9 protein-coding genes are annotated in these 12,050 nt (G+C 69.4%); 8 read left to right on the plus strand and 1 reads right to left on the minus strand.

Annotated elements, in window-relative coordinates; translation table 11 throughout:
* Positions 1-207 precede the first annotated feature (207 nt).
* Positions 208-1,269, plus strand: coding sequence for an LLM class flavin-dependent oxidoreductase (locus tag IT779_RS25045; RefSeq protein WP_196151855.1), 1,062 nt, complete (start codon positions 208-210; stop codon positions 1,267-1,269).
* Between the two features lie 6 nt (positions 1,270-1,275).
* On the opposite strand, the gene IT779_RS25050 is transcribed toward IT779_RS25045, so the two are convergent.
* The gene (locus IT779_RS25050) at positions 1,276-2,322 is read right to left on the minus strand and encodes an aldo/keto reductase (RefSeq protein WP_196151856.1); all 1,047 of its coding nucleotides are present in this window, start codon (positions 2,320-2,322) and stop codon (positions 1,276-1,278) included.
* Between the two features lie 584 nt (positions 2,323-2,906).
* Here IT779_RS25050 and IT779_RS25055 point away from each other — a divergent pair.
* From IT779_RS25055 to IT779_RS25085, 7 genes are all read left to right on the plus strand, one after another.
* Positions 2,907-4,469 (plus strand): ABC transporter substrate-binding protein, encoded by a 1,563-nt coding sequence (locus IT779_RS25055; RefSeq protein ID WP_196151857.1) that lies wholly within the window; start codon positions 2,907-2,909, stop codon positions 4,467-4,469.
* The gene (locus tag IT779_RS25060; protein WP_196151858.1) at positions 4,466-5,815 is read left to right on the plus strand and encodes an NtaA/DmoA family FMN-dependent monooxygenase; all 1,350 of its coding nucleotides are present in this window, start codon (positions 4,466-4,468) and stop codon (positions 5,813-5,815) included. Before IT779_RS25055 ends, IT779_RS25060 begins: the two co-directional genes overlap by 4 nt.
* Complete coding sequence (locus IT779_RS25065) at positions 5,815-6,774, plus strand: ABC transporter permease (protein WP_196151859.1); 960 nt, start codon at positions 5,815-5,817, stop codon at positions 6,772-6,774. Before IT779_RS25060 ends, IT779_RS25065 begins: the two co-directional genes overlap by 1 nt.
* A complete protein-coding gene (locus tag IT779_RS25070) occupies positions 6,771-7,625 on the plus strand; it encodes an ABC transporter permease (protein ID WP_196151860.1) in 855 nt (284 codons plus the stop codon). Before IT779_RS25065 ends, IT779_RS25070 begins: the two co-directional genes overlap by 4 nt.
* A 190-nt stretch (positions 7,626-7,815) precedes the next feature.
* Entirely contained in the window at positions 7,816-9,549 is a 1,734-nt protein-coding gene (locus tag IT779_RS25075) for a dipeptide ABC transporter ATP-binding protein (RefSeq protein ID WP_198428898.1), read from the plus strand.
* Positions 9,546-10,751 carry an aminotransferase-like domain-containing protein gene (locus IT779_RS25080; protein WP_196151861.1) on the plus strand — a complete coding sequence of 402 codons (1,206 nt, stop codon included), beginning with the start codon at positions 9,546-9,548 and terminating at the stop codon, positions 10,749-10,751. The genes IT779_RS25075 and IT779_RS25080 overlap by 4 nt, the downstream gene beginning before the upstream one ends.
* 240 nt (positions 10,752-10,991) lie before the next feature.
* On the plus strand, positions 10,992-12,044 hold the full coding sequence (locus IT779_RS25085) for an LLM class flavin-dependent oxidoreductase (RefSeq protein WP_196151862.1): 1,053 nt from the start codon (positions 10,992-10,994) through the stop codon (positions 12,042-12,044).
* Positions 12,045-12,050 lie beyond the last annotated feature (6 nt).

Consider the following 12,050-nt stretch of genomic DNA (forward strand, 5'->3'; position numbering starts at 1 on the left):
GCCTCATGTCGAGACGAGCTCGACGAATCCCGCGGGGCGGCCTGCTCGTTCCGCTGCCGACGGGTTCCGACGCCGGGTGACGCGACCCACGGAGAGCGGGGTTCGCACCATCACCGGACCCGTCACGCAGGTCACCGACGCGGCCAACGTGCTCACCACCGCCACACGCGGACACTCGAGCCCGCACGACCTTCGAAATGGAGACCGATGACCCTCGAATTCCTCTGGTACATCCCGAATCAGGTCACCGCCGGACACCGGGGCGACACCGTCGCCGACGATCACAACAGCGTGGACACCCTGACCGCGCAGGCCGTGGCGCTGGAGAAGCACGGCTGGGAGGGCGCGCTCATCGGCACCGGCTGGGGCAGGCCCGACACGCTCACCGTCGCCGCGACACTCGCCGCGCGCACCACCACCTTCCAACCACTCATCGCGATCCGACCCGGATACTGGCATCCGGCGAATTTCGCGTCCGCGGCGGCGACACTGGATCACCTGTCCGGCGGGCGGGTTCGGGTCAACATCGTCTCCGGCAAGGACCAGCTGTCGGCCTACGGCGCCGCCGAGGAAGAACAGGCCGAAAGATACGGCCGCACCAAGGAATTCCTACAACTGGTGCGCAGGCTCTGGACCGAGGAGAATGTCACCTACGACGGCGAGCACTACCGGGTGACCGATGCCACGGTCGTCCCGCGCATCGCAGCCACACCGGAACGCCCGCATCCGACACTGTATTTCGGCGGCGCCTCCGCGGCGGCCGAGCGAGTCGCGGCGACCGAGGCCGACGTGCAACTGTTCTGGGGCGAACCGCTGGCGGGCGTCGCCGAACGGATCGCGCGGCTGAAGGCGCTCAGCGCGGAACTCGGACGCGAACACCCGCCGCTGCGATTCGGATTGCGCGTCACCACCTTCGTCCGCGATACCACCGAGCAGGCGTGGGCGGAGGCCGAGGCGAAGGTGGCGCGGATGGCGCAGAACCATGCCGCGCAATACGATGCGAACCGCCGCCCCGCGGTGGGCCAGCAGCGACTGCTCGACCTGGCCGCCCGCGGTGACGTACTCGACGACAACCTCTACACCGCCCCCGGCCGCTACGGCGGCGGCGGTGCGGGCACCACCTGGCTGGTCGGCTCCCCCGAGGACGTCGCCGGATCACTGCGCAGATACCGGGAGCTCGGCATCACCCATTTCGTCCTCTCCGACACCCCGTACCTCACCGAGATCGAGCGCCAGGGCGAACGGCTGCTTCCGCTGCTGCGGAGCTGATCCGCCTCAGCTGCCCGATCCGGTGCCGTGCACCCCGTGCTCGTCGATCAGGGCGAGTTCCTCGGCGGTCAGCGGTGGGAAGTCCAACGCGGCGACGTTGTGGTCGAGTTGCGCGGTTGAGCTCGCGCCGATCAGGGCCGAGGTCACCTCGGGGCGGCGCAGCACCCACTGCAAGGCCAACTGCGCCAACGATTGTCCGCGACCGACGGCGATCTTGTTCAACGCCGCAGTGCGCCGCCGGTAGGTCTCGTCGATCACGTCCGGGCTGAGGAAAGCGCTGTCGCGGGCACGCGCGCCGTCGGGAATGGAGTCGAGGTACTTGTCGGTCAGCAGTCCTTGCGCCAGCGGCGAATACACGACCACCCCGAAACTGTCGCGAACAGCCGTGTCGAGCAGACTCCGGTGCCCGTCGGACTCGCGTTCGGGGCCGCGGTCGTAGATCGAGTACCGGGCCTGGTGGACGAGCAGCGGAACACCGGCCTGGCGCAACAGTTCGGCCACGTCGTGCGTGCGCTCGGGCGAGTAGTTGGAGATGCCGATATAGAGCGCCTTACCCTGGCGCACCGCGGCGGCCAGCGCGTCGGCGGTCTCCTCCAGCGGTGTGCTGGGGTCAGGGCTGTGGTGGTAGAAGATGTCGACGTAGTCGGTGCTCAGGTCGCGCAGGCTGCGCTCGAGCGAGTTGAGCAGCGCTTTGCGCGAGCCGCCGCGCTGGTACGGGCCGGGCCCGATCGGGTTGCCCGCCTTGGTCGACAGCACGAGTTCGTCGCGATGCGCTGCGAGATCCCTCGCGAGAACCGCGCCGAAATTCCGCTGGGCGGCGCGGTGCGGCGGCCCGTAGCGGTCGGCGTTGTCGAAGTGGGTGATACCGAGGTCGAAAGCGTGCAGCAGGATTTGACGCTGTGTCGAGAAGGCGTGGTCGGCGCCGAATTTCTGCCACAGACCGAAGGAGAACGCCGGAAGGTCGAGGCCGGAGGCGCCCGTGCGGCGAAACGTAGCCTTCTCGTAGCGGTCCGACGCGGGGGCGTAGGGCGAATCATGGGCGCCGTGGGGCATGGGTTCTCACTTCCTCGTGTCGCGAAGAGCGGTCGGGTGGTCAGCGCGCGCGACAGGCTGTTCCCTCGCGTCGAGCCTCCGATATCGGCTGCTCCACTCGAGAGGAGACCACCCGCACCGGCCGTCGGGCGACCGGTCGGCTCACGCTGATTCGAAATCCCCCCGCGATTCACTCCGGCGCGACGCGTTCACGACGACGGCGCGCAACCGGGGGCTCGGCGAATACGCGCGACCGACGATGCACGAAATCTGAACGATTCTCGAAGTTCAACTTTATTGTTCGGCTTCGCGCCGTTGTGCACACTGCTCCTGGGATCGCTCTCGCGATTCGACCGGGTCGAGCAGGAAGGAGCGGCGTATGCGTGGCGACATGTGCGGCCGCTCGCGTCGGCCCCGTCGGATCGTTCGTCGCGACTGTCGCTGTCGTAGCTGATCCCGGCGTGCCGAGTTCTCGGCTGCCGTAGTAGCCCCGCTCGCCGTGCCGTCCGTGGAGCATCGACGCCCACCGCAGGCCCGTTGCCCGTTCTCGACCCGCGTGCCCCCGGCCGCGACTGTTCGTCAGAAAGTATCGGAGTAGCCCTTCCATGACTGTTTCCCCATCCGGTCGACGCCGCCTGACCGCCCTGCTCGCGGTCGGCGCGATGCTCTTCGCCGGAGCCTGCACCTCCGCCCTCGGCGGCGACACCGACTCCGCGGGCGGCCCCGGCGCGGGGCAGACGTTGCGCCTTGCGCTGTCGCGCCAGTTCACCGGACTCAACCCGCACAACGGGGGTTCGCCGGACAGCGACGGATCGGTGAAGGGGTCGGTCTACGAATCGCTCGCCTATCTCGACCCGACCGGTCAGGTGCAGCCGCGCCTTGCCGAGAGCTGGTCCAATCCCGACCCGCTGGAGTGGCGTTTCACGCTGCGCGAGAACGTGCGGTTCTCCGACAGCACGCCACTCACCGCGCAGTTGGTCGCGTGGAACTTCGCCGAACTGCTCGACCCGCAGACCAAGAGCCAACTGGGCGCGCAACTGAAGATCTACACCGCCGGGGTGAGCGCCGAGGGCGCCGACACCGTGGTGTTCCGGTTGAAGTCGCCCGCGATCGACCTGCCGTCACGGCTGTGGAATGTCTACATCACCACCGAGAAATTCTGGCAGACCGGCAATCTCAACACCGAGGCGATCGGGACCGGACCGTACCTGTTGAAGTCGATCGACTTGGAGAACGGCGCGAAACTGACCGCCAATCCCGAATACTGGGGCAACAAGCCCGCTTTCGGCGAGGTCGAGTACAAGGTGCTGCCGTCGGAGGCGGCGCGGGTGTCGGCGGTGCAGTCCGGCGAGGTCGACATCGCGCTCAATCTCGATCCGTTGAGCCTCGACCAGTTCGGTGAGAACTCGAAATACCGTTCGACGCTGTCGGACAGCTCGTGGGTGCAGGTGATCTCCATCAACGAGAACAAGGGCGGTCCGCTGGCGGACGCACGGGTGCGGCGCGCACTGAACTATGCCGTGGACAAGAAGTCGATCATCAACGGCCTGCTCAAAGGGGCGGTGCAACCGTCGCGCGGTCAGGTGATCGCCGCGCCGTTCTTCGAGCCGAATCCCGCTGTGTCGGAATACGAATACAATCCGGAACGCGCACGGCAACTGCTCGCCGAGGCGGGCTACTCCGGTGGCATCACCCTCGCACTCGACATCCCGGCGGGCACCTACGCGGCGGGCGCGGCGATCGGCCAGGCGGTCGCGCAGCAGGCCGCGGCGGTGGGCATCAAGATCACCATCACCGAAACGCCCTTCCCCGCGTGGCTTTCGCGCCAGAACCAGGCCAGTGACCAGGCCGCCGACCTCGTCTACATCGGCTGGGGCGGCCAGTACCGCAACGCGTGGACGGTCTTCGACCCGTTCACCAGCAAGTCCCGCTACAAGCAGAGCAACATCACCGACCCGGTGTTCGACGATCTGGTGAACCGCCTGCAATCGGCCACCGACGCCGGATCGGCCCGCGCCCTCGCCGCGCAGGCCACCCAGCGCTACCACGACGAGGCGCACACCGTATTCCTCTGGCCCGGCACCTTCACCTCCCTGGTCGCCACCGGGCTCAGCTGGTCACCGCGCACCACGCGCTACCTCTACGCACAGGAAGTCGGCAGGGCATGAGCGATCGACAGATCTTCCTCGCGGGATACATCCTGTTTCCGAGCAACCACTACGTCGGCGCCTGGCGGCACCCGTACTCCGAACGCGACTTCAACGACCGCGCGCTGTTCGAGGACGTCGCCCGCACCCTGGAGCGGGCCAAGTTCGACATGGCCTTCATCCCCGAAACCCTCGCCTACAAGCCCGATTTCGCGCGCTACGGCCTGAGCAACGGCATCAAACACGAGCCGACGCAGCTGGCTGCGGTGATCGCGGGCGCGACCCGCCACCTCGGCATCGGCGTGACCCTGTCGGCCAGCTACAACGCGCCCTACCACCTGGCGCGCACCCTCGGCAGCCTCGACCAGTTCAGCGGCGGGCGCGTCGCCTGGAACATCATCATGAGCCGAGGCGCCGCCACGCAGGCGAATTTCCCGTTCGTCGAGGAGTTGGAGCGGGAGGAACTCTACGATCGCGGCGACGAGGTGGTCGAGGCCACCGTCGCGCTGTGGGAGTCGTGGGCGGCGGACGCGCTGGTGGCGGACCAGGATTCCGGATTGTTCGTGGACACCGACAAAGTCACCACGCCGGACTATCGTGGCAAGTACGTGCAGGTCCGCGGGCCGCTGTCGCTGCCGCCGTCGCCGCAGGGCAAGCCGGTGCTGATCCAGGCAGGCGACTCGCCGCGCGGGCGGCGATTCGGGGCCAAGTGGGCCGAGTTGATCTTCGCGATCGAGAACAACGAAGCCGACCTGCGCGCCAAACGCCAGGACCTGCGCCGCCTCGCCGCCGCGGCGGGCCGCGACCCGGACAGCGTGAAACTGATCGCCGCCGTGCAGCCCATCGTCGGGGAGACCACCGAGATCGCCAGGGCCAGGCAGCGATTCCTCGCAACGCTGGTCGACACCGAGGCCGCGATCGCCTTCTTGAGCCAGTTCGTGCGCACCGATCTCACCGGTCTCGCACCGGATCTGCGGTTCACCGACGCGGTCGCGCAGCGCGCCACCGACGAAGCGGCCGGGGTCCGGCTGCTGGACAACCTCACCGCGCTGGCCCGCGGCAACGGCGAAACCCTCGACACCGCACTGAGTCTCGGTGCGGTCGCGCGCCATTTCGGGGCCAGCGAGTTCACGCCGCAGATCGTCGGTACCGGGGTCGAGGTCGCCGATCAGCTCGCGCATCTGTTCGAGGCGGAGGCCGTGGACGGATACGTGCTGTCGCCCACGCACTTTCCCGGCGCCTTCGACGACGTCGCGCGCGCGGTGGTGCCGGAACTGCGGCGGCGCGGGCTGTTCCGCACCGAATACGCGGACACCACGCTGCGCGGCAATCTCGCGGGCCGCCCCTACGCGCACGGCAGGCCGTGATGACCGCGCTCGGAGTGACGCGCGGGGTCCTGCGGCTGCCGTTGCCGCCGCGCTACATCGGCGCGCGCGTGCTCACCGGTCTGCTCGCGGTGTGGGGTGCGATCACCGTGGTGTTCTTCGCGCTCTACGCCACCGGCAATCCGGCGGTGATGCTCATCGCCCCGGACGCGCCCGCGGGCGAACTCGAAAGGGTCAGCAGGCTCTACGGTTTCGACCGGCCGCTCTACGAGCAGTATGTCCGCTTCGTCGGCGCGGTGCTGCGCGGGGACTTCCCGAATTCGCTGCGCTACGACAGCGATCCGCTGGCCCTGGCGCTGGGCAGGCTGCTGCCCAGCGTCACCCTCGGCGCGGCCGCGTTGGTCATCGGGGTGGTCGCGGGCGGGATCATCGGCTACGTCGCCGCCACCAGCCGCTCGCCGCTGCTGCGCAAACTGCCGGTGTCGCTGGCTACCGTTCTCGACGCGATACCCGGCTTCTTCCTGGCCGTGCTGCTGGTGCTGCTGTTCTCGGTGACCCTGCACGTGCTGCCCTCGCGCGGGTCGGGTTCGCTCGCCCACCTGGTGCTGCCCGCGCTGACCTTGGGAATCTTCTTCGTCCCCAGCATCTCCCGCGTCTTCCGCACCGCACTGCTCGAGGTGCTCGACTCCGACCACGTGCGCACCGCCCGCGCGAAAGGGCTCGGCGCGTTCCGTCTCACGGTGCGCCACGTCATCGGGAATTCGCTGGGGTCGACCTTCAACGTACTCGGCATCCAAGCCGGTGTGCTGCTCGGCGGCGCGGTGGTCACGGAATCGATCTTCTCCTGGCCCGGGGTCGGCCAGCTGTCGGTGAACGCCGTCCAGAATCGGGACTATCCGCTGGTGATCGCGTGCGTGCTGGTGATCGCATCCGGATTCGTCGTGATCAACCTGGTCGTGGACGTGCTGTCCGCGCTGTTCGATCCGAGGATCGCGCTGTGAGCGCGCGACGCGTACCGGTGACCGGCGCGCTCGGCGTCGCGATCCTGGCGCTACTGGCGGTGGTCTCGGTGCTCGCGCCGGTGCTCGCCACCCACGGCCCGCTCGACCAGGACCTGGGCGCGGTCCTCGGCCCGCCGAGCGCCCGACACTGGTTCGGCACCGACGAACTCGGGCGCGACGTGTTCAGCCGCGTCCTCTACGGCGGACGCCTCGGGCTCACCGTGACCGCGGTCGCCGCCGTCGTCGCAGCCGCCATCGGGCTGGTGCTCGGCCTGCTCGGCGCGCTGTTCGGCGGCTGGGTGGACGCGGTGTTCGGACGGCTGGCCGACGTGCAGCTGGCCATCCCGACCATCGTGCTCGCACTCGTCATCCTGTCCTTCGTCGGCAACTCCCTCGGACCGCTGATCCTGGTGTTGGTCTCCGGCTCGTGGGTACTGACCTTCCGGGTGATCCGCGGGCACGCGCAATCGGTGGTGAACCGGCCCTTCATCGAGGCGGCGCGGTTGTCGGGGGCGAACCGGCGCGACATCGCGGTGCGGCACCTGCTGCCGAGCGTCCTGCCGCTGTTCACGGTCGCGTTCACCCTCAACGCCTCGGCCATCCTGCTGCTCGAATCCAGCCTCGGATTTCTCGGTCTCGGCGTGCAGCCGCCGACCCCCGACTGGGGCGCGATGGTTGCGGGCGGTCAGGCCAGGCTCGACACCGCGGCCTGGACCGCGCTGTTCCCCGGCGCGGCGCTGATCCTGGCCATCGTCGGATTCCAACTGACCGGTGACGCGCTCGCGGAGCGTTTCGCCGACGGACCACGTCGTGCGGGACGCGACATCACCGAGCAGGCGGTACCGCGATGACGACATTGCCGCCTGCTGTCTCCGACGAGGCCGAACGATTCGCCGACGGACCACGTCATGGCTGGACACGACATCAAGGAGGCGGTGCTGCCATGACCACGCTGCTGACGGCTCCCACCGAGGACACCGAACAATTCGCCGACGGACCGCATCGCGCGGTACACCACATCACCGAGAAGACGGTATCGCCATGACGACGTTGCTGACAGCTTCGGCCGACCAGACCGCACGTCTCGGAAACCCGGTCGCCGAGATCGAAGACCTGCGGATCTCGGTGGGCGGCGCCGAACACCGCGACGTCGTGGTCGACGGCGTCTCGCTGTCCGTTCGCGCGGGTGAGACCGTCGGCTTGGTCGGCGAGTCCGGATCCGGAAAGACCATGACCGCCTTGGGTTTGGCGGGCCTGCTGCCGCGCGGCGCCGCCGTCGACGCGGGCCGGGTGACGCTGTCGGGCACCGACCTCGACACCCTCACCGAGCGCAGGCGCGCCCGCGTACGCGCCGAACGCATCGGCGTGGTGTTCCAGAACCCGACCGCCTCGCTCAACCCACGCCTCACCATCGCGACTCAACTGCTCGAGGCCCTACCTCGGGACGCGGGTTCGCGCGGCCGCCGTCGCGCCCGCGCCGCCGACCTGCTCGGCCGAGTCGGCATCGCCGACGTCGGCAAAACGCTCGGCGCCTTCCCGCACGAACTGTCCGGCGGACTCAATCAGCGAGTAGTCATCGCCATGGCGTTGGCACGCGACCCCGCGCTACTCGTCGCCGACGAACCGACCACCGCCCTGGATGTGAGCGTCCAAGCACAGGTACTCGATCTCATCGACCGCCTCAAACACGAACTCGGCCTCGGCGTACTGCTGGTCAGCCACGACATCGGCGTCATCGGCGACCGCACCGACCGCGTGCACGTGATGTCGGCGGGAACCATCGTGGAATCGGGCCCGACAGCCCAGGTACTGCGCGCACCCCGCCACGCTTACACCCGCGAACTCCTCGCCGCGACCCCCGCCCTACTGCGTCGCGCGGGAACCGACGCGGAGCCCAGCACGAAGTACGGCACGGAGCCTGACCACCGGTCCGACGCGGAGTCGAACCGGGTACGCGAGGTCGGGGCGATCGTTCGGGTGCGCGAGGTGCGGCGGGCGTTCGCGGTGACGGTGCCGGGCAGGTTGCGCAAGCAACGGCATATCGCGCTGCACGGCGTCTCTCTCGATATTCCGTACGGGGCGGCGATCGGCGTGGTCGGCGAATCCGGCTCGGGGAAGACCACTCTCGCGCGGCAGATCGTCGGACTCGACCAGCCGGACAGCGGTGTCGTCGAATACGAGGGCGCGCCGCTGGGTGCGCTGGACAAGCCCGCGCGTCGGCGGTGGCGGCGTGCGGTGCAGTACGTGTTCCAGGATCCGTACGGTGCGCTCGATCCACGGCTCACCGTCGCACGCTCGATCGCCGAACCGCTCGAGCTCAACGGCGTCGAATTGGGCGGGCGTACCGTGGCGCAGCGGGTACGGGAGCTGTTGGGCGAGGTCGAACTTCCGGTGTCCTGTGCCGGGCGGCTGCCGCGCGAACTGTCCGGCGGTCAGTTGCAGCGGGTCGTCATCGCCCGCGCGCTCGCCAACGATCCCCGCGTCGTGGTGGCCGACGAACCGGTTTCCGCGCTCGACCTCTCCGTGCAGGCACGTATCCTGCGGCTGCTCGAAAGGTTGCGTCGCGAGCGGGGACTCACGCTCGTGCTCATCTCCCACGACCTGGCGGTGGTGCGCTTCCTGTGCGATCACGTCGTGGTGATGGAGCGCGGACTGATCGTGGAATCCGGCGCCACCGAACAGATCTACACCGCACCCGCCCATCCCTACACCCGGTCGCTGCTCGCGGCGGTACCGGGCGCCGCCATTCCCGCCTACCACGAGGAGACACCGTGACTTCCACGCTCACACCCGGTTTCGACACCGCCGCACTGCTGTCCCGATCCGGGGCGCGGGTGTCGCCCGCGGGCGGATTCGGCCCGGCCGCCACCGACATACCGGCCGACGCCATCCGTCTGCTCGGCGGCGTGCCCGCGAACGAGGCGCTCCCCGTCGAACATCTCGAACGCGCCTTCGCGGCGACCCTGCGTGATCCGGCGACTTCCGCTGCCGCACTCCAGTATTCGACCGCACCCGGAATCGAGGCGTTGCGGGACTGGGTGGCCGCGCACGAGGGCACGAGCGTGGACCGGGTGCTCGTCACCAACGGCGCGCTGCACGGGCTCAGCCTGACTTTCGCCGCGCTGCTCGACCCCGGCGACGTGGTGGCGGTGGAGAGTCCCACCTTCCCGCTGACGCTGCGTCTGCTCGGCCACTACGGCGCGCAGCCGGTACCGGTACCCGTCTCCCGCGAGGGACTGGATCTCGACTCCTTCGAGCAGCGGCTGCGCGCGGGCCTGCGTCCGAAACTGCTGTACCTGATCCCGGATTTCCAGAACCCGACCGGCACCACGCTCTCCCCCGCCGACCGCGACCGCGCCGTCGCGCTCGGCGAGCGATACGGGTTCGTGGTCGTGTCCGACAACCCGTACCGCGACCTGCGCTTCGCGGGCGAAATGGTCCCCGACCTGAATCTCGACAGCGACGCCACCGTCCGGGTCAACACCTTCTCCAAGACGCTCGGCCCCGGCCTGCGCCTCGGCTGGCTGGCCGCACCCCCGTGGCTGCTCCCGGCGCTGACCCGCCTGCGCGCCAACACCGATCAGCATTCCGCCCTGCTCACCCAGACCGCCGTGGCCCGACTGCTGCACACCCCCGACGTCTTCGACACCGTCGTCACCGACGCCCGAGCCCTCTACCGCGAACGCGCCACCGCCCTCACCGACGCACTGCGCGCCGAACTGTCCGACGCCGTCGAATTCGACGACCCGGAAGGCGGAATCTTCCTGTGGGCGCGCGCCACCGACCCCGACGTCGACCTGGCCGCCGTCCGCCTCCGCGCCCAGTCCCTCGGCACCGATTTCGCCCTCGGCCGCTACTTCGACCCCGAAGGCGCGATTCACTACACCGACCGATTCCGCCTCGGTTTCAGCAATATCGCACCCGAGGATCTGCGCACCGCGGTGAGCCGCATCGCCGCGGCCTTCGCCTCCCACTGACCCGCCAGAGCGCAAGGCGGTCGTCGACCTCGCCGCCACAGCTGGTTCCTCGCGTCCCCCGCCGCTCCTACATCACCGGCACGACCCTGGTCGTGGGCGGCGGACTCGACGCGAATCTCGGCATGCTTCCGCTACCCGAAGGCGTCTTGATTCCCTCGGAATCATCGCGAGGCAAACCGTAGCGCACCACCGAACCGGCCCGCATGCTCGGTTCGGCAGGCGAACGGGAGAAGGTGGCTCATGGGCGGCTTCGCGATCGGGATCGAACTCGACGGCGACGGTGATCATCCGGCGGCGTGGCGGCGGGCGCGGCAACGGCCGGATCGGCTACTGACCGGCGACACCGTGCGCACGCGGGTGCTGGCGGCGGAGAACGCCGGATTCACGTTCGCGACCTTCGCCGACTCCATCGTGCCCGGCGAGCAGACACCGGGACGCGTCGACGCGGTGACTCGGGCGGCCTTCGTCGCCGCCACCACGAGCACCATCGGTCTCGTCCCCGCGGTGGCCACCACCTACGCCGAGCCGTTCCACACCGCGTCACAGATCGCCTCGCTGGACTACGCCGCGCGCGGCCGCGCGGGCTGGCTGGCCGAACCGACGGCCGATCCGAGGGCCGCCGCGACCTGGGGTCGCCCGACCGTCACCGCCCCGACGGATCTCGCACGCGAACAACGCGATTCGATCGAGGTCGCGCGGCGACTGTGGGATTCCTGGGAGGACGACGCCGTCATTCGCGACTACGCGAGCGGCCGGTTCCTCGATCGCGACCGGCTGCACTACATCGACTTCGTCGGCGAGACCTTCTCGGTGAAGGGCCCGGCGATCGTGCCGAGGCCGCCACAGGGCCAACCGGTGGTGTTCGGCGCGGACGGCGATGTCGACGTCCTGCTCGTCACCGCGCCGACCGTCGCCGAGATCGCCGAAGCGGCAGGGCATTCCGATGCGCCGCTGACCTTCGCCGAGCTCGCCGTCACCCTCGACACTCCCACCGCGACGGCCGCCGAACGCCGCGCCGAGCTCGACGCGCACGCCGACTCTCCCGAGACGGACCGCCTCGCTTTCGCGGGCGCGGCCGCCGACCTCGTGGAACTACTCGTCGAACTCGCGGGCCATGTCGACGGCATCCGGCTCCGCCCGGCCGTCATCGACGAGGAACTGCCGGTGCTCACCCGCCTGGTGCTGCCCGCCCTGCTGCGCTCGGGACACGCCCACCGCCCGATACCCGGCACCACGCTGCGCGCCGAACTCGGCTTGGCGCGCCCGGCCAACCGCTACGCGACCGCACACTGAATCAGG

It is taken from the genome of Nocardia bovistercoris (genome assembly GCF_015674855.1).
Classification (GTDB): domain Bacteria; phylum Actinomycetota; class Actinomycetes; order Mycobacteriales; family Mycobacteriaceae; genus Nocardia; species Nocardia bovistercoris.

What these genes read in the sequence shown, in the direction of transcription:
- IT779_RS25060 (WP_196151858.1), top strand. Translation starts at nt 4,466, where the DNA reads ATGAGCGATCGACAGATCTTCCTCGCGGGATACATCCTGTTTCCGAGC.
- IT779_RS25075 (WP_198428898.1), top strand. Translation starts at nt 7,816, where the DNA reads ATGACGACGTTGCTGACAGCTTCGGCCGACCAGACCGCACGTCTCGGA.
- IT779_RS25055 (WP_196151857.1), top strand. Translation starts at nt 2,907, where the DNA reads ATGACTGTTTCCCCATCCGGTCGACGCCGCCTGACCGCCCTGCTCGCG.
- IT779_RS25045 (WP_196151855.1), top strand. Translation starts at nt 208, where the DNA reads ATGACCCTCGAATTCCTCTGGTACATCCCGAATCAGGTCACCGCCGGA.
- IT779_RS25065 (WP_196151859.1), top strand. Translation starts at nt 5,815, where the DNA reads ATGACCGCGCTCGGAGTGACGCGCGGGGTCCTGCGGCTGCCGTTGCCG.
- IT779_RS25085 (WP_196151862.1), top strand. Translation starts at nt 10,992, where the DNA reads ATGGGCGGCTTCGCGATCGGGATCGAACTCGACGGCGACGGTGATCAT.
- IT779_RS25050 (WP_196151856.1), bottom strand. Translation starts at nt 2,322, where the DNA reads ATGCCCCACGGCGCCCATGATTCGCCCTACGCCCCCGCGTCGGACCGC.